The following is a 21250-nucleotide window of genomic DNA, read 5'->3' on the forward strand; positions in this document are numbered from 1 at the left end:
CGGCGGACGGCGAACGCGCGGGTCAGACCACCGCCAGGTCGCGGCGTGCCTGGAGTTGCTGCGACTGGCCCTGCGCGTCGTACTCGGGCGCGCTCTCGGCGCGGCCCAGGTGGCGCAGTGCCCAGTTGACCTCGCGGCGCCGGCGGGCGAGCAGCGCACCGTTGCTGCGGTTGTTCTCGGCCAGTTCGACCAGGCGTTCGGCGAGGCCGTCGGGCAGGTCGGTCTCCAGCTCGCGCAGGGCGGCCAGTTTCTCCTGGGTCGAGCGCACCAGCAGCTCGATGTCGTGGTCGAGCAACGCGCGGCGCTCCTCGGCCAGGGCGGCGGCCAGGCGGTCGAGCGCGGCATCGCTGGTGGCCAGGGCGCTCATGCGGTCAGCCCAGCAGGCGGTCCATTTCCAGCATGCGGTCGGCGATCCTGGCCGGGTCGATGCGGTAGCTGCCCGACTCCACCGCCTGCCTGACCTCGGCCACGCGGGCGCTGTCCACGGCCGGGGCGGCCGACAGCTCGCGCTGCAGGGCCTGCAGGCCGGTGGCCTCGCCGGTCAGGCGCAGGCTGTCGCCGGCCTGGGTGGCCTCGACCGGGCCGGAACGGTCCGCGCCGGCGGGAGCAACATGGCCGCCTACCGGGCCGGTGCTGCGTACCGCGGGGGGCGGGACACCTTCTATCTTCTGGCTCATCGCTGTGAGTCCTTGAACGGGGTACGCCGGGAGTATCGGCTGGGCTGGAGGGAAACTTTAGAGGGAAGTCACAAAAAACTTCATGGCTGCCTGATGGCTGCCTGCTAGGGGGCCACCAGGACGTCGCCGCCCGGTCCCACCCGGCCTTGCAGGATGCGATGGGAGGACAGGTTCTCCACCGCCACGCGCTCGTTCTCGCCGGCATCGCCCAGGGCGCGGCCGGCCACCCGCACTTCCACGCCGCCGCGGCGCGAGACCAGGGCCACCTGGTCGCCGCGCCTGACCAGCCGCGGCGCGGCCAGGTCGCCGGACGCCAGCACGGTGCCGGCGGGCAGCACCCGCCGCGCGATCTTGCCAGCGGCCTGCGCCGGGTCGGCCAGCGCCGCGCCGGCGATCCGCGCCGCATCGCGGGTCTCGGCCACCAGCGCATCGGCCGGGATGGCCTCGCCCGCCGCCACCCCGCGCGACAGCACCAGCACGGTCTGGCTGCGGCGCAGCTTGACCGGCACGAACAGGCGCCAGCCGCTGGGACAGGTCACCTCGACCGTCCCCGAGGAGGCCTGCTGGGCCTGCAGCGGCTGGCCGCAGGCCGGCATCCGCAGCGCCGGGTCCAGGTTGACCTCGGCCTGGCCCCCGGCCACCGCGCCCAGCGCGGCGGCGCGGATCGACTCCACCGGCTGGAAGCCGCCGGCGGCCAGTGCCATCGTCATCGGCAGTCCCAGCAGGAACATGAGCGCACAGCGCAGCAGGGTCATGGCAGCCTCGGCCGGATCGGCACGTGAATCCACCCGGCTCGATGCAAGCCGCGTGCCGGACCCGGGGCCGCGCGGCGGCGCCTCAAGCGGCCGCGCGCGGCGCCGATACCGGGAGCATGGCCCACAACCTGCTCAACCGCATCGACCAGCGCACCCGCCTGGCCGGCCACAACCGGCTGGCGCTGCTGCTGTTCCGCCTCGGCGGGCGTCAGCTTTTTGGCGTGAACGTGTTCAAGGTCCAGGAAGTGCTGCGCCAGCCGCCGCTGTTCCAGTTGCCCGGGCTGCCGGCCCAGTTCGCCGGTGCGGCGGACGTGCGCGGGCGCTCGGTGCCGGTGCTGGACCTGGGCATGGCCATCGGCCATCCCGAGCGCGGCGCCCCGGGGGAGGACGGCGCCACCCAGTACCTGGTGGTGACCGAGTTCAACCGCTCGGTGCAGGGCTTCCTGGTCAGCGACGTGGAGCGCATCGTCAACATCGCGGTGGAGGACATCCACCCGCCGCCCGACCTGGGCGCCGAAAGCACCTACCTGACCGCGGTCACGCGCTTCCAGGGCGAGTTGATCCAGGTGCTCGACGTGGAGAGCGTGCTGTCGGACATCACCCAGGCGCGGATGGACGCGGTCCTGGCGCCGGAGATGTCGCTGCCCGCCGACGCGCCGCCCATGCAGGTGCTGGTGGCGGACGATTCGCGGGTGGCGCGGCAGCAGATCCGCAGCGTGCTGGACCAGCTCGGAGTCGGCGTCACCCTGCTGTCCGACGGCCGCCAGGCGCTGGACCACCTGTTGCAGGTGCACGCCAGCGGCGAGGATCCGACCGAGCGCTACGCCATGATCATCTCCGACATCGAGATGCCGGCCATGGACGGCTACACCCTGACGACGGAAATCCGGCGCCACCCGGCCCTGTCCGGCCTCTACGTGCTGCTGCACACCTCGCTGTCGGGCGTGTTCAACAACGCCATGGTCGAGCGGGTCGGGGCCAATGCCTTCGTCGCCAAGTACAGCCCGCACGAGCTGGCCGAGCACGTCCTTACGCGGCTGCGGCAGGTGGCGCAGAGGGCCTGAAGGGCTTGCGGGGCCATTGAGGCCAAGGCGTTGGTGGGAAAGCACGGAGCCGTCGCGGCAGGAGCGGGATGGGTGTCGGCTCCGGATGGCGACGTGGCGCCCCCGGTGTCCATCCTCGGGGACGTCCTGCGCTTGCTCGGGGTCGCAGAACATCCATGTCTTGACCTTTGCCGCAGCCCCCAGGGCGCCACGTCCCGGTCATTTCTTACCCTATATTTTAGATAAAGAATATATCTCAATATACTGATATATAAGATATTTATAAGTAATCCGAAGGGCGGGAATGGCAGCCGCTGGCCGTGCCCGGCTCTGCCATGGCCCCCCGCTCCGATCGGCCTTTCCCTGCAGGCCGGCGTCAGTCGACGACTTCGCACCTGGGCCAGGATGGCCGCCCCCCGCTGCCGTCGGAACCCCGTCCTGGCACGCCGCTTGCCTATGCCCTGGCAACGGTTCGCCCGGAGGCGCCATGTCCAATCCGATCTCTTCCTATTTCGGGGTCCATGCCGACGCCCTGCCCCTGCGCGAGCAGCGGATGAAGCTGATCGCCAGCAACCTGGCCAATGCCGACACGCCCGGCTACAAGGCCCAGGACATCGACTTCAACGCCGCCCTGGACTCGGCCCGGCAGCAGCGCATGGGCCTCCAGGACGGCAACGGGATGGCCACCACCAACGAACGCCATCTGTCCGATGCCATCGACACCGGCCGCCTGCCGTTCCAGTTCACCCGCCAGGCCAGCCAGCCGAGCCTCGACGGCAACACCGTGGACCCGGACGCCGAGCGCGCCGCCTACGGGCGCGCCGCGCTGGAGTACCGCGCCTCGCTGAGCTTCCTCGAATCCAAGGTGCGCAACATGCTCACCGCGATCACCGGCCAATAGGGGCCAAGGGGACATCCATGAGCAACCTGCCCATCTTCGACGTCGCCGGTTCCGCGCTCCAGGCGCAGTCGGTGCGGTTGAGCACCATCGCCTCCAACCTGGCCAACGCCGACTCGGTGGCCGGTTCCCCCGAGCAGGTCTACAGGCCGGTCGAGCCGGTGTTCCAGGCCCAGGCCAGCGCCAGCGACCCCAACCTGACCGGCGTGCGCGTGCGCGAGATCGTGCAGAGCGACGCGCCGCCGGTGCGCCGCTACGAGCCCGGCCACCCGCTGGCCGACGCCGACGGCTACGTGTTCGCGCCCGACGTGGACCCGGTGGCGCAGATGGTCAACCTGATCTCCGCCTCGCGCAGCTACCAGGCCGGCGTCGAGGTCATCTCCACGGCCAAGGAACTCGCCCTGGCCACCCTGTCCATGGGCCGCTGAGGACCCCGCGCATGAGCAGCATCGCTTCCGACGTCTACAGCAGCCTTGGCCTGTCCGCCCCGCAGGGCAAGGCCGACAAGAAGAACGACGCGCTCGGCCAGGCCGATTTCCTGCGCCTGATGACCGAGCAGTTGCAGCACCAGGACCCGCTCAAGCCGATGGAGAACAGCGCCTTCCTCGGCCAGTTGGCGCAGTTCTCCACGGTGCAGGGCATCCAGGAGCTCAACACCCAGGTACAGGGCTTCTCCGCCTCCCTGGGCAACGACCAGGTGCTGCGCGGCGCGGCGCTGGTCGGCCACGAGGTGCTGGTGCCTTCTTCCAAGCTGTCGCTGGAGGAGGACGGCAGCGTCCGCGGCGCGGTCGCCGCGCCCGGCTCGGGCAACGTGGTCTTCGAGGTCACCGACGCCAATGGCCAGAAGGTCCACGAGTTCACCGTGGCCGCCACCAAGGCCGGCGAGGTCGCCTTCGCCTGGGACGGCACCGGCGCCGATGGCGAGCGCCTGGCCGCCGGCAGCTACGGCATCGGCGCCCGGCACGTCGCCCCCGACGGTACGGCGACCAAGCTCGACACCTACGTCAAGGGCCGGGTCGACAGCGTCACCGTCGGCACCGACGGCCTCTACCTCGACCTGCCCGGCCTGGGCACCGTCCCGCTCGACTACGTGCTCCGCGTGAGCTGAGCCGCCACCGTCCAACGCACGACCTCCCGCAGGAGTCCGCCATGAGCTTCAACACCTCGCTGTCCGGCATCAACGCGGCCAACGCCGACCTGAACGTCACCGCGAACAACATCGCCAACGTCAACACCACCGGCTTCAAGGAATCGCGGGCCGAGTTCGCCGACCTGTTCTCGTACACGACCTACGGCCTGTCGCGCAACGCGATCGGCACCGGCGTGAAGATCAGCAACGTCGCCCAGCAGTTCTCGCAGGGCAACATCGACCCGACCGGGCGCAGCCTGGACTTCGCGGTGGACGGCGAGGGCTTCTTCACCGTCAACAAGAACGGCAACGTCCTCTACACCCGGGCCGGCAACTTCCAGACCGACAGCCAGGGCTACGTGGTCACCCCGGACGGCTCGCGCCTGCAGGTGTTCGCGCCCAACGCCGGCGGCAACGGCTTCGACGTGGGACGGCTGAGCGACCTGCAACTGCTGGCCACCGACAGCCCGCCGCGGCAGACCGAGAGCATCAGCCTGATGGTCACCCTGCCCGGCAACGCCAGCCAGCCGGCCACGCCCCCCGTGCCGCCGGCGACGGTGCCGACGCCGATCCCGTTCGACCCGGCCAACCCCAACAGCTACAACGCCTCCAGCGGCGGCGTGACCGTCTACGACTCGCTGGGCGTGGCCCACGTGCAGACCTCGTACTTCGTCAAGACCGGCAACCCCAACGAGTGGGAGGTGCACAACTTCATCGACGGCGCCCCCGCCGGCGCGCCGTCCCTGCTGCAGTTCTCCGACGCCGGCGCGCTCGTCCTGCCGGCGGACGGCCAGGTGGCCATGGACCCGTACACCCCGACCACCGGCGCGGGCGTGCTGAACCTCACCCTGGACGTGACCGGAAGCACCCAGTACGGCAGCACCTTCGCCCTGCGCGACGTGCACCAGGACGGGTACGCCAGCGGCCGCCTGAGCGAGATCAGCGTGTCCGAGGACGGCGTGGTGTTCGCCCGCTACAGCAACGGCGACGACGTGGCCCTGGGGCAGATCGCGCTGACCACCTTCGTCAACCCGCAGGGCCTGCAGTCGCAGGGCAACAACATGTGGGGCGCCACCTACTCCTCCGGCACGCCGCGCACCGGCACGCCGGACAGCTCGGACTTCGGCCAGATCCAGTCCGGCGCGCTGGAGTCGTCCACCGTGGACCTGACCGAGCAACTGGTGAACATGATCGTGGCCCAGCGCAACTTCCAGGCCAACGCGCAGATGATCTCCACCCAGGACCAGACCACCCAGACCGTCCTCAACATCCGTTGACGACGCCGCGAGCCGGAAGCCGGGGCGGACATAGGCGTTCCCCCGGCCCGCCCGGACGCATCCCGCCCCCCGGAACCGCGCTCCCATGGACAAAGCCCTCTACATCGCCATGACCGGCGCGCGCGCCACGCTGCAGGCGCAGGGCACGGTCTCGCACAACCTGGCCAATGCCGACACCGCCGGCTTCAAGGCGGCGCTGGCCAACACCGAGGCATTCCCGGTGCGCGGCCCCGGCCATGCCTCGCGCACGGCGGCCATGCACATCGACCAGGGCTTCGACGGGCGCATCGGTGCGCAGCAGGTCACCGGCAATCCGCTGGACGTGTCGCTGCAGGCCGAGCGCTGGCTGGCGGTGCAGGCGCCCGACGGCGGCGAGGCCTATACCCGCGCCGGAAACCTGTCGCTGACCCCGAACGGGCAGTTGGTCACCGCCGGCGGCCGGCCGCTGCTCGACCAACAGGGCAACCCCATCGCCCTGCCCCCCCACCAGGCGCTGGAGATCGGCCAGGACGGCACGATCTCCATCGTGCCCCTGGGCGAAGGCGCCGACACCATGGCCGAGGTCGGCCGCCTGAAGGTGGTGGCCGCCGCGCCCGAGCGGCTGGCCCGCGGCCTGGATGGCCTGATGCGCAACGTCGACCCGCAGGCGCCGCTGGCCCAGGCGCCCGGCGCGGTGATGACCACCGGCGCGCTGGAGCAGAGCAACGTCGATGCCGCCGGCGCGCTGGTGCAGATGATCCAGTTGCAGCGCCAGTTCGAGATGCAGGTGAAGGTGATCTCGCGCGGCGACGACAACGCGCAGGCGGCCAACTCGCTGCTGCGGCTGAGCGGCGGCTGAGGCGCCGGCCCAAGGTGCGGCCGCTTCCTCGGGGCGTTCTCGTGGAAGCCGGTTCTTCCCTGCTTCGGTAAGCGAGCCGTCGTCATCGCGGGTATGGCTTGGCCCCTCGGGGACGGCCTCCTGCCTTTACTCGGGGCCGTGGCACATCCTTGTACCGCTTGCGCCATGCTCCCGGTGGCACGACGGCTCCGTCCGAAGCCAGCTCTCATGGCCGTTGCACTTGGCTGCAGCCCCCGGCAACCGCCATCCCCCTGGGCCAACCAGCCCCCTCCGCCGGCCGACCGGCGCCCTTTGGCACGCCGCATGCATCTACCCCGGCGTCAATCCGACTCACGAGGTATCGCGTCATGAACCAGGCACTCTGGGTCGCCAAGACCGGACTGGATGCGCAGCAGACGCGCATGTCGGTGGCCGCCAACAACCTGGCCAACACCAACACCACCGGTTTCAAGCGCGACCGCGCCAATTTCGAGGACCTGCTCTACCAGCAGGTCCGCCAGCCCGGAGGCTCCACCTCGGCGCAGACCCAGCTTCCCTCGGGCCTGCAACTGGGTACCGGCGTGCGCGTGGTCTCCACCGCCAAGGACTTCCAGCAGGGCAACCCGCAGCAGACCGGGCGCTCGCTGGACGTGATGATCAACGGCCGCGGCTTCTTCGAGGTGCTGATGCCCGACGGCAGCCCGGCCTACACCCGCGACGGCAGTTTCCAGGTCAACGCCCAGGGCGAACTGGTCACCAGCAGCGGCTATCCCGTGCAGCCGGGCATCCAGGTCCCCGAGGGCGCGCAGTCGATGACCATCGGCAACGACGGCACCATCACCGTGCAGATGGCCGGCGAGGCGCAGGCGCTGGAAGTGGGTGCGCTGAGCGTGACCGACTTCATCAACCCCGCGGGCCTGCAGGCCCGGGGCGAGAACCTGTACGTGGAGACCACCGCCTCCGGCCCGGCCCAGAACGGCACGCCCGGCCTCAATGGCCTGGGCCTGCTGGAACAGGGCGCACTGGAGGGCAGCAACGTCAACGTGGTCGAGGAGCTGGTGAGCATGATCGAGACCCAGCGCGCCTACGAGATGAACGCCAAGGCCATCTCCACCACCGATTCGATGCTGGGCTACCTGAACAACAACGTCTGACGCGCGCGTCGCCGCGCCGCAGGAGAGCGCCATGAACCTCCCGTTCCGTACCGCCGCCGTGCTTGCCGCCACCGCGCTGCTCGGCGGTTGCGTGGCCGCCGGCGACGTGCGCCCCTACCCGCCCATGGCCCCGGTGGTGCCGGTGGTCGCGCCGAGCGTGGCGGCCACGCCCGGCGCCATATACCAGGCCGGGCCGGGGCTGTCGCTGTATGCGGACCGGGTGGCCCGCGACGTGGGCGACCTGCTGACCATTACCCTGGTCGAGTCCACCACCGCCCAGACCAGTGCCAGCACCCAGGTGGGCAAGAGCGGCGGGATCAGCATGGGCGCGCCGGAGATCTTCGGCGCGCCGGTGACCTACAACGGCCGCGACATCCTCTCCGCCTCGGCCAGCGCCGAGCGCGACTTCGACGGCCAGGGCAAGAGCAGCCAGAGCAACCGCCTGCAGGGCAGCGTCACGGTCAGCGTGATCCAGCGCCTGCCCAACGGCAACCTGGTGGTCCAGGGCCAGAAGAACCTGCGCCTGAACCAGGGCGACGAGCTGGTGCAGATCCAGGGCGTCGTGCGCCCGGCCGACATCGCCCGCGACAACAGTGTGCCGTCCAGCCGGGTCGGCGAGGCGCGCATCGTCTACGGCGGCCGCGGCGCCATCGCCCAGTCCAACGCGATGGGCTGGCTGGGCCGCTTCTTCAACTCGCGGCTGGCGCCGTACTGAGGTCCTTATGCGAATCCCTCGCAAGAGCCCGCACGTCGACGTGCCAATCCCTCGCAAGAACCCGCACATCCATGTGCGCGGGTTCAACCTGCGGGGATCCAACGGGCGAATCCTTCGCGCAAGGATCGGCGCCCTGGGCTGCGTGCTCGCGCTGCTGGGCGCCTTCCTGGCACCGGCCCATGCCGAGCGCATCAAGGACCTGGCCCAGGTCGGCGGCGTGCGCGGCAACGCGCTGGTCGGCTACGGCCTGGTGGTCGGCCTGGACAACAGCGGCGACCGCACCAGCCAGGCGCCCTTCACCGTGCAGAGCCTGAAGAACATGCTCGGCGAGCTGGGCGTGAACGTGCCGCCCAACGTCAACCCGCAGTTGAAGAACGTGGCCGCGGTGGCGATCCACGCCGAGCTGCCGCCGTTCGCCAAGCCCGGCCAGACCATCGACATCACCGTCTCCTCGATCGGCAACGCGGTCTCGCTGCGCGGCGGCTCGCTGCTGATGGCGCCGCTGAAGGGCGCCGACGGCCAGGTCTACGCCATCGCCCAGGGCAACCTGGTGGTGGGCGGTTTCGGCGCCCAGGGCCGCGACGGCTCGCGGGTGTCGGTCAACGTGCCCAGCGTCGGCCGCATCCCCAATGGCGCCACGGTCGAGCGTGCCGTGCCCAACGCGCTGGACGGCGGCGGCGACATCACCCTTAACCTGCACCGCAACGACTTCACCACCGCCGCGCGCATGGTCGAGGCGCTGAACGGCGCGTTCGGCCCGGGCGCGGCGCGCGCGGTCGACGGCGTCACCGTGGCGGTGGCCGCACCGACCGACCCGGGCGCGCGGATCGGCTTCCTGGCCCGGGTGGAGAACCTGGAGCTGACCCCCGGCACGGCGCCGGCCAAGGTCATCGTCAATGCCCGCACCGGCACCGTGGTGATTGGCTCGCAGGTGCGGGTGATGCCGGCCGCCGTCGCCCATGGCGCGCTGACGGTGACCATCAACGAGGCGGTGCAGGTCAGCCAGCCCGGCAGCTTCGGCGCCGGCAACACCGTGGTGGCGCCCGCCTCCACCGTCAGCACCTCGCAGGAGGGCAGCCGCATGTTCAAGTTCGAGGGCGGCGCCACCCTGGACGAGATCGTGCGCGCGGTGAACGAGGTCGGCGCCGCGCCCGGCGACCTGATCGCCATCCTGGAAGCGCTGCGCCAGGCCGGCGCGCTGCGCGCGGAGCTGGAAGTGATCTGATGCGCATCGGCGAACCGCTCCCGATGGACCTGGCCGCCGCGCCCCAGAAGGCCGATCCCGCGCGCATCGACCATGTCGCGCGCCAGCTCGAGGGCCAGTTCGCACAGATGCTGGTCAAGAGCATGCGCGATGCCAGCTTCGGCGATTCGCTGTTTCCCGGCGAGAACCAGACCTTCCGCGACCTCTACGACCAGCGCTTGGCCAAGGCCCTGACCGAAGGCAAGGGGCTGGGCCTGGCGCCGATGATCGCGCGCCAGCTCTCGCGCCAGTCCGGCGTGGCCGAAGCCGCCGCGCCAGCCCTGGATACCCGCCTGCCGGCCTCCGTGGATGGCCGCGCCGGCCCCACCCGCGCCGCGGCCGCGGCATTGGCCTATGCGCGCGCGCGCGGCGGCCCCGCGGACGGCATGGATGGGCTGGCCGGGCTGGACCGGGCACTGGACCTGATCGCCGGCCGAGGCGACGGCGAAGGAACCGGTGCGTCCGCCTCGCCGCTGGATGCCCTGGTCCAGCGCCTGATGGCCGGCGTCGACGGCGCGGTGGCCTCCCCGACCGCCAGGGCCGCGGCGACGGCCGAGGCCGGGTTCGCCCCGCACAGCCCGGAACGGTTCGTCGCCGGCATCTGGCACCACGCCCAGTCCGCCGCCCGCGAACTGGGCGTGGACGCGCGCGCGCTGGTGGCCCAGGCCGCGCTGGAGACCGGCTGGGGCCGCCGGCAGATCCAGCGTCAGGGCGGCGACAGCGCGCACAACCTGTTCGGGATCAAGGCCGCCGGCTGGAAGGGCGAACGCGCCACCGCCGGCACCCACGAGTACGTCGATGGCGTGCGCGTCAGCGAGAAGGCCGAGTTCCGCGCCTACGCCTCGCCGGCCGAGAGCTTCGCCGACTACGTGCGCATGCTGAAGAACAACCCGCGCTACCGCCAGGCGCTGCAGTCCGGCGGCGACGTCAAGCGGTTCGCCCAGGCCCTTCAGAATGCGGGCTATGCGACCGATCCTTCCTATGCGGCCAAGATCACCGCGATCGCCAACGGGCCGACCATCGGCCGGGCGGTCCAGGCGATCGCCGGCGTCGCCGCGCGCACGGGGGCCGACCTGGCCGCCGGCGCCGGCGCGGCCGTGGCCAGTGCCGCCGGCGCCCTGGGCGCCGCGAACCGGAGGTAAGCCCCGATGTCCGTCCTGTCCACCGGTACCGGCGCCCTGATCGCGTTCCAGCGCGCGCTGGCGACCGTCAGCCACAACGTGGCCAACGTCAACACCGAGGGCTACAGCCGGCAGCGGGTCGAGTTCGCCACCCGCAACCCTACCAACTACGGCTACGGCTACGTCGGCAACGGCGTCAAGATCAACGACATCCAGCGCATCGCCGACCAGTTGGCCACCTCGCGGCTGCTGGACAGCGGCGGCGAACTGGCGCGCCTGCAGCAACTGTCCAGCCTGTCCAACCGGGTCGACCAGTTGTTCTCCGATACCGCCACCAATGCCGCGGGGCTGTGGTCGAACTTCTTCGACTCGGTCAGTGCGCTCTCGTCCAACGCCGCCGGCACCGCCGAGCGCGAGGACCTGCTGGCCATGGGCGGTTCGCTGGCCACGCGCTTCCGCCAGCTCGACGGGCAGTTGCGCACCCTGGATGCGGAAGTCAACAACGGCCTGATCGCCGGCGCCCAGGAAATCAACCGCCTGGCCGGCGAGATCGCCCGCATCAACGTCAGCATCGGCGGCAACGTGGCGTCCGCCTCCCCCGACCTGCTCGACCGCCGCGACCAGTTGATCAGCGAGTTGGCGAGCTACACCGGGGGCACCGCCGTGGCCCAGGACGGCGGCATGGTGAACGTGTTCACCGCCGGCGGCCAGCCGCTGGTGGTGGGCGGCGATGCCGTCTCGGTGACCACCATCCCCGATCCCTACCGTCCCGAGCGCCTGCAACTGGCCCTCAGCAGCCATGGCACCACCGTGGCCCTGGACCAGCGCACGCTCGGCGGCAGCATGGGCGGCCTGGTCGAGTTCCGTACCGGCGTGCTGGACCCGGCGATGGCCGAGCTGGGCCGCATCGCGGTGAGCATGGCCGACACCTTCAATGCCGGCCACCGCGCCGGCATGGACCTGCACGGCGACATGGGCGGGGACTTCTTCAGCGTGTCCGCGCCCCGGGTCAACAGCCACTCCGGCAACGCCAGCGGCGCCAGCCTGCAGGCGCAGGTGTACGATGCCGGCGCACTGACCGGCCAGGACCTGATCCTGCGCTTCGACGGCGCCAACTGGAGCGCCGAACGCGCCGCCACCGGCATGCCGGCGACCCTGTCCGGCACCGGTACCGCGCTGGATCCGCTGCGCGTGGGCGGCGTGGAACTGGTGGTCTCCACCGCCCCGCCGCCGGCCGCCGGCGAAAGCTTCCTGCTGCAACCCACCTCCGCCAGCGCCGGCAACCTGGCCGTGGCCATCACCGATCCGTCGCGGATCGCGGCGGCCACGCCGGTGTCGGGCAGCGCCGACCTGGCCAACCTCGGCAGCGGCGTGCTGTCCGGCCTGAAGGTGGACGACGCCGGCGACGCCGCGCTGCTGGACGACGTGGTGATCGAATTCCTCGATCCCGGCCAGTACATGGTCGGCGCCAGCGGCCCGTTCGCCTTCGTCCCCGGGCAGACGATCAGCGCCAACGGCTGGAGCGTGACCCTGGACGGCGCGCCGGCCGCCGGCGACCAGTTCCGGGTTGGCCGCACCAGCGCCCGCTCGGGCGACAACGGCAACGCCGCGCTGCTGGCCAACCTGGACGACGCACGCGTGCTCAACGGCGGCACGGTCAGCCTCAACGGCGCCATGGGCGGCCTGACCACGATGGTCGGCTCGGCCGCGCGCCAGGCCCAGTATTCGGCCGACGCCCAGCAGGTGATCCACGACCAGGCCCAGGCCGCGCGCGATTCGGTGGCCGGGGTCAACCTCGACGAGGAGGCCGCCAACATGCTCCGGCTGCAGCAGGCCTACCAGGCGGCGGCGCAGATCATCTCCACCGCCGACACCATGTTCCAGTCCATCCTCAACGCGGTGCGCCGATGAACAACCGCATCTCCACCGGCATGATGTTCAGCCAGTCGCTGGCCAGCATGATGCTGCGGCAGAAGCAACTGACCACCCTGCAGCAGCAGTTGGCCTCCGGGCAGAAGCTGGTCACCGCCAAGGACGACCCGGTGGCCGCCGGCACCGCCGTGGGCCTGGACCGCGCCCTGGCCGAGCTGGAGCGTTTCGGCAAGAACGCCATCACCGTGGCCAACCGCCTGGGCCTGCAGGAGAACCTCCTGGCGCAGGCCGGCGACAGCATGGGCCGGGTCAACGACCTCGTCGTCCAGGCCAACAACTCCAGCCTTTCCGACGACGACCGCCGCGCCATCGCCGCCGAGCTGCGCTCGATCCACGACGGCCTGCTCAGCCTGGCCAACAGCACCGACGGCAGCGGACGCTACCTGTTCGGCGGCAGCGCCGACGATTCGGCGCCCTTCAGCAAGACCGCCGGCGGCATCGTCTACAACGGCGACCAGACCCAGCGCCGGGTGGAGATCGCACCGGAGACCTTCGTCGCCGACGCCACGCCCGGCAGCGAGATCTTCATGCGCATCCGCACCGGCGACGGCACCGTGGACGCGCACGCCGACATCGGCAACGCCGGCACCGTCGTGCTGACCGACTACGGCCGCGCCTCCGGCGGCGGCTGGAACGGCGACGCCTACCGCATCGTCTTCACCGGGGCGGACACCTACGAGGTGCTCGACGATGGCGGCAACACGGTGGGCGGCGGCACCTGGGCCAGCGGCGAGGACATCGCCCACGGCGGCCTGCGCCTGCGCCTGGAGGGCGAGCCGGCCATCGGCGATGCATTCGAGATCGGCGCGGCCGGCCACCGCGACGTGTTCGCCACCCTGCGCAGCCTGATCGGCACGCTGGAAGGCGACGCGTTGACGGTGGCGGAAAAGGCCGCGCGCCAGAACGCGTTGCAAGGCGCGATGCGCGACGTCGCCCGCGCCTCCGAGCAGATGATCGACGCGCGCGCGGCCGGCGGCGCGCAACTGGCCGCGATCGACGATGCCGCCTCGGTACGCGAGGCGAATGCGGTGACGATCGAGGAAACCCTGTCGGGCCTGCGCGACCTGGACTATGCCGACGCGCTCACCCGCTACCAGATGGAAAGCACCGCGCTGCAGACCGCGCAGACGGTGTTCGCGCGCATGCAGGGCATGTCGCTGTTCGACCTGCTGCGCTGAATCCCGCGCCGGCTGCGCGCGCGCCTGCAGGAACCGGCTTCAGTCGGCGACATCTTCCCGGTGCCGGGCATCGCCGGCACATGGCGGTCGCCGATCATACCCGGCTCCTAAAAGCGCCTCTCGCAGCCTTCTCCCGCAGGAGCCGGCATCAGTCGGCGACCTCTCCGAAGCCGGCATGCCCCCGCTCCCGGCGAACCGGCTGCCCGCTGCATCCGCCTCCGGTCGAATACCCCCGTCGCTTTCCCGCTGCCCCGCCTTCGACGCCGGGGAAGAAATTTTTTCCCGCCCGGACCTAAACTCCCGCCACGCCGCGCCGTTAAACCCTGTCGGCGGGCGACCGCCACCGTGGCGCAGCGGCACACAGCCGGCGGGGATACCGGAAGACGCAAAAAGTTCCGGCAAGTCCTCTAAAGGTTCTTGACAAAGCGCCGTTATTCATACCAGCAGCGGCACCGGTCAGCTTGATGACCCCCCTGCGGAGGCTCCGGCCAAGGCAAACCACATCCTTCCGCCGGGATAGAACGCTTAGAGGAGAATCAAAATGGCACAAGTCATCAATACAAACGTGATGTCGCTGAACGCGCAGCGCAACCTGAACACCACCAGCGCGAGCCTGGCGACCACCATCCAGCGCCTGTCCTCGGGCCTGCGCATCAACAGTGCGAAGGACGATGCCGCCGGCCTGGCGATCTCGGAGCGCTTCACCACCCAGATCCGCGGCCTGGACGTGGCCGTGCGCAACGCCAACGACGGCATCTCGCTGGCCCAGACCGCCGAAGGCGCGATGGTCGAGATCAGCAACAACCTGCAGCGCATCCGCGAGCTGTCGGTGCAGTCGGCCAACGCCACCAACTCCGATTCCGATCGCCAGGCGCTGAACGCCGAAGTCACCCAGTTGCTGTCGGAAATCGACCGCGTCGCCAACCAGACCAGCTTCAACGGCACCAAGCTGCTCGACGGCAGCTTCTCCGGCCAGTTGTTCCAGGTCGGCGCCAACGCGGGCCAGACGATCGGCATCAACAGCATCGTCGATGCCAACATCGAGGCGCTGGGCAAGGCCGGCTTCGCCGAGGCCCAGGTGTCGGACAGCTCGGTCATCGCTTCCGGCACGGCCGCCGGCGCCGGCGGCCTGTCCGGCATGCAGGTCAACGGCAAGGCCATCGCCAACGTGAAGATCGCCGTGGGCGACACCCACACCGACGTGGCCAAGAAGGTGGCCGCCGCGATCAACGAGAGCATGGACCAGACCGGCGTATACGCTTCCATCGACGCCGCCACCGGCGCGCTGAAGCTGGAGTCGCTGAAGGCGGGCGAGGACTTCACCTTCACCGCCGGCGCGCTCACCGGCACCACGGGCCTGACCTACGACGCCAGCGGCATCGTGGCGGCGACGGTGGCCGCCAACGTCACCGCCAACGGCTCCAGCTTCCTGAAGGACCTGGACATCTCCACCTTCCAGGGCGCTCAGCGGGCGATGGAGATCGTGGACAAGGCGCTGACCTCGGTGAGCGGTTCGCGGGCGGAGATGGGCGCGGTGCAGAACCGCTTCACCTCCACCATCGCCAACCTGAACACCACCTCCGAGAACCTGTCCGCTTCGCGCAGCCGCATCCGCGACGCCGACTACGCCAAGGAGACCGCGGAGCTGACCCGCACGCAGATCCTGCAGCAGGCCGGTACCGCGATGCTGGCCCAGGCCAACGCCTCGACCCAGAACGTGTTGAGCCTGCTGGGCTGATTCCAGCCGAGGCGGTTCTCCAGGCTCCAGGGGAGCGCCGCACTTGCGGCGCCGGCAACCCCTCCCGGAAACGGGAGGGGTTTTTCTTTGCGCCGCCCCGCCTTGCGCCTACCTGCACGCGTAGGAGCCGGCTTCGGCCGGCGATACCTTTCCGGGCCGGAGACGCCCCGGGCACGGGCATGACGGTCGCCGGCCATATCCGGCTGCCACAGGGAACAGGCAAGTGCGGCCGCCTCCCGTTCCTGGCACAGCGGCCCGCCCTCCCCCGGCCGTGGAACGGGAATTGCATCCTGCGGGGGATGCCGGGCTAAAGTCCGGCCGGCCAAGGCCGCTACCGACCATGGTGCCCGCCGCGATCGCGGCCGGTGCGACAGGAGAACCTACGACATGGCGACCATCAGCTTCAGCGGGCTGGGCTCGGGCCTGGACATCGGCAGCCTGGTCGACCAACTGGTCGCGGCCGAGCGCAGGCCCGCGGAAAGGACCATCACCAGCAGCGCCAGCAAGATCAACTCCCAGCTCTCGGCCCTGGGCACGCTCAAGAGCAGCTACAGCAACCTGCAGGCGGCGCTGCTGAAGCTCACCGCCAGCATCGGTACGCCCAGCCATAGCACCAGCGTGGACAGCAACGCCGGCTTCACCGCCAGCGCCGGCAGTTCGGCCGCCGCCGGGCGCTACGAGGTCGAGGTGATCGCCCTGGCCCAGTCCCACAAGCTCGCCTCCGGCGCGTTCGCCGAGGACGCGGCGGTCGGCAGCGGCACCCTGCACATCGGCTTTGGCGACAAGACCCTGGACGTGGCCATCGACGCCGACGCCACGCTCGAGCAGATCGCGCGGGCGGTCAACCGCGCCGCCGGCGGCAGCGGCGTCACCGCCAGCGTGGTCAACGCCGACGACGGCCAGCACCTGGTCTTCAACGCCACCGGGCCCGGCAGCGCCGGCGCCCTGACCATCACCACCAGCGGCGGCGACGGCGGATTGGCGGCACTGGTCTACGACCCCGACAACGGCGCCGCCACCCTGCAGGAGGTGGTCGCCGCCACGGACGCCAGGCTCAAGGTGGATGGATTCGAGCGCACCGCCACCAGCAACGCGGTGGCCGACCTGGTGCCCGGCCTGACCCTGAACCTGACCAAGGCCAAGCCCGGCGAGACCTTCGCCGTGCGGGTCGCCCGCGACGACGGCGCGCTCAAGAGCAACCTGCAGTCGCTGGTGGGCGCCTTCAACGCGGCCAATACCGTGCTGCGCTCGGTCAGCAGCTACAACGCCGAGACCAAGACCGCCTCGATCCTGACCGGCGATGCGATGGTGCGCGGCATGCAGCAGCAGTTGCGCAGCCTGGTCGGCAGCAACGTCAGCGAACTCATGGCGCTCGGGGTCACCATCGCCAAGGACGGAACGCTGAGCCTGGATTCGGCCAAGTTCGACAGCGCCATGGCCGCCGACCCGGACTCCCTGAACAAGCTGTTCGGCAAGGAAGGCACGCTTTCCACCCGTTTCGACGCGCTGCTCAAGGGCGTGCTGGACAGCCACAGCGGCAGCCTCACCCTGCGCACGAACGGCCTGAACAAGCGCATCGACGGCCTCTCCGACCAGATGGATGCACTGAACCGGCGGATGGAGGCGGTGGAGGCGCGCTACCTGGCGCAATTCACCGCGATGGACACGCTGGTGGCGCAGATGCAGAGCACCAGCTCCTACCTGACCCAGCAACTGTCCGCCCTGCAGGCGAAGACGAACAAATAAAGGATGGGCCGGCCGCGCCGATAACCTAGGCACAGCCTTTCCCGTGCGCACCACACCGTCCCGCACACCCGATTGCAGGAGAACGCCATGCTTGGGTCCAGCCGCCGATACGCCGAGCAGTACCGCAAACTCGAAGTGTCCGGCAACGTGATGGATGCCGACCCGCACAGACTCGTCGCCCTGCTGTTGTCGGGCGCCTGCGAACGCATCCGCCTGGCCAAGGCCTGCCTGGACCAGGGCGACCTGGCGCGCAAGGGCAAGGCCATCGGCGAGGCCTGCGCGATCGTCGGCCACCTCAACGGCTCGCTCGACCATGAGGCCGGCGGCGAGCTGGCCGGCAACCTGTCGTCGCTGTACGACTACCTGGTCCAGCGCCTGACCGAGGCCAACCTGCACAACGACCATGCCGCGCTGGACGAGGCGCTGGGCCTGCTGGGCGAGATCGATGCGGCCTGGAACGCCATTCCCGCCGAGCAGCGCCAGGCGGCGCCCGCGGTGCTGGAGACCGCCAGGTGAACGCCGTGGCGGCCCCGCTCGACCAGTTACACGAGGACCTGGCCAGCCTGCGCCGTGCGCTGGACAGCGAGGACTTCGTCCAGGCCGGCGAAGTCCTCGCCAGCCACGACCGGCGCCTGCGCGAGTACATCGAGACCGTCGGCCAGCAGGCTCCGCTGCAGGCGTTGCGCGAACTTCTGGAGCTGCAGCACCGCATCCAGAGCGACATGTCCGCGGCGCGCGAACAAGCCGCCACGGCCCTGCGCGGCCTGCGCCAGTCCGGCCAGGCCAGCCACAGCTACCGGCAGAGCGCGCGATGAACGCGGGCTGGCCCCAGGCGGCGCAGGCTGCCGAGGCCGGCCTGTTCGGCGACACCCTCAGTTGCGACGCGGTGCTGCCGGCCGACTTCCGCGCCGGCGTCGCCGGTTCCGGCCGCCTGCCGCAGGCCGAGGCGCTGCTGCTGAGCCTGGCGCAGGTCGAGGACCTGCGCGGCGAGGAAGGCGGCGAGGAAAAGCGCGGCGAACTGCCGCTGCTCGCCCAGCGCATGGATGCCAAGCTGGACCTGATGCTGGTGCTGCTGGGGCGCCTGGTCCGCCAATCCCTGGATGCCCTGCCCGCCCGTACCCTGCGCTGGTCGGCGCGCGGCCTGCGCCTGCGCCTGGAAGCGGGGACGCCGGCACCGGCGACGGACACGCCGGGCCTGCTGCGGCTGCAACCCTCGGACTGGCTGCCGGACGAACTGGAGCTTCCGGCCAGCGTGGCGGCGACCGCCTCCGACGATGGCGGCCTGTGGCTGTGGCTACGCTTCCCGGTGCTGCCGACCGGACTGGAAGAAGCGATGGGCCGCCAGTTGTTCCGCATGCACCGGCGCCAGATCGCCGACGCGCGCCGGCGCTGATCCGTTGCAGGAGCCGGTTCGGCCGGCGACCCTTTACCGGAGCCGCAAGAGGCCACGCGCCGCCCATCCATCGCGCCCGCCATCCCCCCGCGCCTACAAATCGCAGGGACGATCGGCTAAGGTGGTTCCCGGCATACGGGGAACGATTGCCCATCCGTGCGAGTCCTGATCGTTGACGACCACACCCTGGTCCGTGCCGGCCTGAGCCGGTTGTTGCAGACCTTCGCCGGGGTGGACGTGGTGGCCGAGGCCAGCAATGCCGACCAGGCCATCGACCTGGCCGCGATCCATCGCCCCGACCTGGTCCTGCTCGATCTTTCCCTGCCCGGCCGCACCGGCCTGGAAGCGCTGAGCGGCATCCTCCAGCGCGCGCCCGAGACCCGCGTGGTGATGATGTCCATGTACGACGACCCGCTGCACGTGCGCGATGCGCTGGACCGCGGCGCGGCGGGCTTCGTGGTCAAGGACGCCGCGCCCCTGGAGCTGGAACTGGCCCTGCGCACGGCCGCCGGCGGCGAGGTGTTCCTCAGCCCGCGCATCTCCGCGCGCATGATCGCCCCCCTGCTCGGCCGCGCCCGGTCCAAGCCCGAGGGCGTGGCCGCGCTGCCGCCGCGCCAGCGCGAGATCCTGGCCCAGATCGGCCGCGGCCTGAGCAGCAAGGAGATCGCCGCCGACCTGGGAATCAGCGTGAAGACGGTGGAGACGCACCGGGCCAGGATGATGGAAGCCCTGGGCTGCCGGCGCGCCAACGAACTGGTGCTGCTGGCGGTCAAGCACCGCCAGGAACTGGACTGAGCCCGGGCGAACGGCGATTTTTCGCCGCACGGCGCCGAGGCGCCGTTTTTCATGTGGGGGAAACCCCTACAACGAGTAGGGGAAACAATGACCCCACTCAGGTTAGTCCCGATTCAGTTTCCGACGCATGGGGTCCACGATGCCTCCATGGTGCCGGGGAGCCGGCGCAGTCCGGGGAAGGGGAATCGCGATGAAAGCCACCACGTCGGTCCAAATGAGCCAGCAACTGCACCTGACCCCGCAGTTGCTGCAATCGATCCGCCTGCTGCAGCTCGACGCGCAACAGTTGCAGATGGAAATAACCCGGGTGCTCGAACAGAACCCGATGCTCGAACTGGACGAGGAAAACGCGACCGTCGCCGCCGACGGCGAGAACGACGCCGCGGACGCGGACAGCGCCGGCCTGGAAACCGCCGCCTTCGACGAACTGCCCGAACCGTCGATGTGGGACGTGCCCAGCGCCGGCTGGAGCGGCGAAGGCGAGGACCGGATGCAGCGCATCGCCGAGCCGGGGTCCAGCGACCCGTTCGTGCGCGTGCTGGAGCGCCTGTCCCTGGAACTGGACCCGAAGTCGCTGGAGATCGCCGGCTTCTGGCTGGAACACTGCGACGATGCCGGCTACCTGGACGGCGATCATTCCGCCCTGCTGCTGCGCGCCTGCGCCCGCTTCGACGTGGCCGCCGAGCGGATCGAGGCCATCCGCCAGCACCTGCTGCACGGCGAGCCGGCCGGCCTGGCCGCGCGCGATGCCGGCGAATGCCTGCGCGCCCAGCTCGCCGCCCTGCCCTCGCCCTGCGCCGGCCGGCCGCTGGCCGCCCGCATCCTCGAACACTGCCTGGCCGAGCTGGCCGCCCACGACCACGCGGCCATCGCCCGCCGCCTGGAGGCGGAGGCCGGCGACGTGGCCGAGGCCGTGGGCCTGATCCTGTCCCTGCAGCCGCGCCCGGCCCAGGCCGAGGCCGATCCCGCCGATGCCGGCTACGTGATCCCCGACGTGGTGGTGTGGCACGGCGGCGGCCAGTGGCGGGTGGCGCTGAACCCGGCCACCGCGCCGAAACTGAACGTCAACGCCGGCTACGAGCGCGCCCTGGCCCAGGCCGGCGACGGCGAAGGCGCCGGCCGCCTGCGCGAGCTGCTGCAGGAAGCCCGCTGGCTGACCCGCGGCCTGTCGATGCGCTACGACACCCTGCTGCGCACGGCCAAGGTGATCGTCGAGCGCCAGGCCGCGTTCCTGGAGCGCGGCGACGAGGCCATGGCCCCGCTGACCCTGAAGGAAGTGGCCGACGCCATCGGCATGCACGAGTCCACCGTCTCGCGCATCACCAGCGGCAAGTACGTGCAGACCCCGCGCGGCACCTTCGAACTGAAGCACTTCTTCGCCGTGCGCCTGGAAGGGGCCAGCGTCTCCGGCGCGGCGGTGCGGGCCATGGTCCGCCGCCTGATCGAGTCCGAGCCGGCCAGCCGGCCGCTGGCCGACGATGCCATCGCCGCCCTGCTCGCCCGCCAGGGCGTGAATATCGCGCGCCGCACCGTGGCCAAGTATCGTGAGCAACTGTCCATCGCCCCGGCGCGCGAACGCCGCCGCGGCGCCGTGCCCCCCACCCCGGCCCTCGCCAGCGCCGGCTGACCAGGAACACGT

General features: G+C 70.8%; 22 protein-coding genes. 19 read left to right on the forward strand and 3 right to left on the reverse strand.

The features are described 5' to 3' along the window. Positions 1–22: 22 nt before the first annotated feature. The 3 genes from HNR76_RS12485 to flgA all read right to left on the reverse strand — a co-directional run bounded on the left by HNR76_RS12485 (position 23) and on the right by flgA (position 1432). A complete protein-coding gene (locus tag HNR76_RS12485; protein ID WP_162311631.1) occupies positions 23–367 on the reverse strand; it encodes a flagellar protein FlgN in 345 nt (114 codons plus the stop codon). Positions 368–371: 4 nt separating this feature from the next. Then, on the reverse strand, positions 372–677 hold the full coding sequence (gene flgM / locus HNR76_RS12490) for a flagellar biosynthesis anti-sigma factor FlgM (RefSeq protein ID WP_162311632.1): 306 nt from the start codon (positions 675–677) through the stop codon (positions 372–374). Positions 678–781: 104 nt separating this feature from the next. Continuing rightward, entirely contained in the window at positions 782–1432 is a 651-nt protein-coding gene (flgA, locus tag HNR76_RS12495) for a flagellar basal body P-ring formation chaperone FlgA (protein ID WP_246429132.1), read from the reverse strand. A gap of 116 nt (positions 1433–1548) precedes the next feature. On the opposite strand from flgA, the gene HNR76_RS12500 reads away from it, so the two are divergent. The 19 genes from HNR76_RS12500 (at position 1549) to rpoN (ending at position 21238) form a co-directional block, all read left to right on the forward strand. Then, entirely contained in the window at positions 1549–2496 is a 948-nt protein-coding gene (locus HNR76_RS12500) for a chemotaxis protein (protein ID WP_162311633.1), read from the forward strand. A 466-nt stretch (positions 2497–2962) separates the two neighbouring features. After that, entirely contained in the window at positions 2963–3376 is a 414-nt protein-coding gene (gene flgB, locus HNR76_RS12505; protein ID WP_162311634.1) for a flagellar basal body rod protein FlgB, read from the forward strand. A 17-nt stretch (positions 3377–3393) separates the two neighbouring features. Further along, positions 3394–3801 (forward strand): flagellar basal body rod protein FlgC, encoded by a 408-nt coding sequence (flgC, locus tag HNR76_RS12510; protein WP_162311635.1) that lies wholly within the window; start codon positions 3394–3396, stop codon positions 3799–3801. Positions 3802–3812: 11 nt separating this feature from the next. Beyond that, a complete protein-coding gene (locus tag HNR76_RS12515; protein ID WP_162311636.1) occupies positions 3813–4481 on the forward strand; it encodes a flagellar hook capping FlgD N-terminal domain-containing protein in 669 nt (222 codons plus the stop codon). Between the two features lie 41 nt (positions 4482–4522). After that, complete coding sequence (flgE, locus tag HNR76_RS12520) at positions 4523–5779, forward strand: flagellar hook protein FlgE (RefSeq protein WP_162311637.1); 1257 nt, start codon at positions 4523–4525, stop codon at positions 5777–5779. A gap of 85 nt (positions 5780–5864) precedes the next feature. Further along, a complete protein-coding gene (locus tag HNR76_RS12525) occupies positions 5865–6617 on the forward strand; it encodes a flagellar basal body rod protein FlgF (protein ID WP_162311638.1) in 753 nt (250 codons plus the stop codon). Positions 6618–6964: 347 nt separating this feature from the next. Continuing rightward, on the forward strand, positions 6965–7750 hold the full coding sequence (flgG, locus tag HNR76_RS12530; RefSeq protein ID WP_162311639.1) for a flagellar basal-body rod protein FlgG: 786 nt from the start codon (positions 6965–6967) through the stop codon (positions 7748–7750). Positions 7751–7781: 31 nt separating this feature from the next. Further along, a complete protein-coding gene (gene flgH / locus HNR76_RS12535) occupies positions 7782–8465 on the forward strand; it encodes a flagellar basal body L-ring protein FlgH (RefSeq protein ID WP_162311640.1) in 684 nt (227 codons plus the stop codon). A gap of 40 nt (positions 8466–8505) precedes the next feature. Next, positions 8506–9690, forward strand: coding sequence for a flagellar basal body P-ring protein FlgI (locus tag HNR76_RS12540; RefSeq protein ID WP_425503969.1), 1185 nt, complete (start codon positions 8506–8508; stop codon positions 9688–9690). Then, on the forward strand, positions 9690–10850 hold the full coding sequence (gene flgJ / locus HNR76_RS12545; RefSeq protein ID WP_162311642.1) for a flagellar assembly peptidoglycan hydrolase FlgJ: 1161 nt from the start codon (positions 9690–9692) through the stop codon (positions 10848–10850). The genes HNR76_RS12540 and flgJ overlap by 1 nt, the downstream gene beginning before the upstream one ends. 6 nt (positions 10851–10856) lie before the next feature. Next, positions 10857–12740, forward strand: coding sequence for a flagellar hook-associated protein FlgK (flgK, locus tag HNR76_RS12550; RefSeq protein WP_162311643.1), 1884 nt, complete (start codon positions 10857–10859; stop codon positions 12738–12740). Continuing rightward, complete coding sequence (flgL, locus tag HNR76_RS12555) at positions 12737–13939, forward strand: flagellar hook-associated protein FlgL (RefSeq protein ID WP_162311644.1); 1203 nt, start codon at positions 12737–12739, stop codon at positions 13937–13939. The genes flgK and flgL overlap by 4 nt, the downstream gene beginning before the upstream one ends. A 541-nt stretch (positions 13940–14480) precedes the next feature. Continuing rightward, positions 14481–15677 carry a flagellin gene (locus HNR76_RS12560; protein WP_162311645.1) on the forward strand — a complete coding sequence of 399 codons (1197 nt, stop codon included), beginning with the start codon at positions 14481–14483 and terminating at the stop codon, positions 15675–15677. A 387-nt stretch (positions 15678–16064) separates the two neighbouring features. Beyond that, positions 16065–17423 (forward strand): flagellar filament capping protein FliD, encoded by a 1359-nt coding sequence (gene fliD / locus HNR76_RS12565; RefSeq protein WP_162311646.1) that lies wholly within the window; start codon positions 16065–16067, stop codon positions 17421–17423. 87 nt (positions 17424–17510) lie between these two features. Then, positions 17511–17939 carry a flagellar export chaperone FliS gene (gene fliS / locus HNR76_RS12570; RefSeq protein WP_162311647.1) on the forward strand — a complete coding sequence of 143 codons (429 nt, stop codon included), beginning with the start codon at positions 17511–17513 and terminating at the stop codon, positions 17937–17939. Next, positions 17936–18238: a hypothetical protein gene (locus tag HNR76_RS12575; RefSeq protein WP_183982270.1), complete on the forward strand. Its 303-nt coding sequence runs from the start codon at positions 17936–17938 to the stop codon at positions 18236–18238. The genes fliS and HNR76_RS12575 overlap by 4 nt, the downstream gene beginning before the upstream one ends. Next, the gene (locus tag HNR76_RS12580; RefSeq protein ID WP_162311648.1) at positions 18235–18816 is read left to right on the forward strand and encodes a PilZ domain-containing protein; all 582 of its coding nucleotides are present in this window, start codon (positions 18235–18237) and stop codon (positions 18814–18816) included. Before HNR76_RS12575 ends, HNR76_RS12580 begins: the two co-directional genes overlap by 4 nt. Positions 18817–18972: 156 nt before the next feature. Beyond that, positions 18973–19611 (forward strand): response regulator, encoded by a 639-nt coding sequence (locus tag HNR76_RS12585; protein ID WP_162311649.1) that lies wholly within the window; start codon positions 18973–18975, stop codon positions 19609–19611. Between the two features lie 190 nt (positions 19612–19801). After that, complete coding sequence (gene rpoN / locus HNR76_RS12590) at positions 19802–21238, forward strand: RNA polymerase factor sigma-54 (RefSeq protein WP_162311650.1); 1437 nt, start codon at positions 19802–19804, stop codon at positions 21236–21238. The last annotated feature ends 12 nt before the right edge of the window (positions 21239–21250 follow it).

It is taken from the genome of Pseudoxanthomonas broegbernensis (assembly GCF_014202435.1).
Taxonomy (GTDB): Bacteria; Pseudomonadota; Gammaproteobacteria; order Xanthomonadales; family Xanthomonadaceae; genus Pseudoxanthomonas; species Pseudoxanthomonas broegbernensis.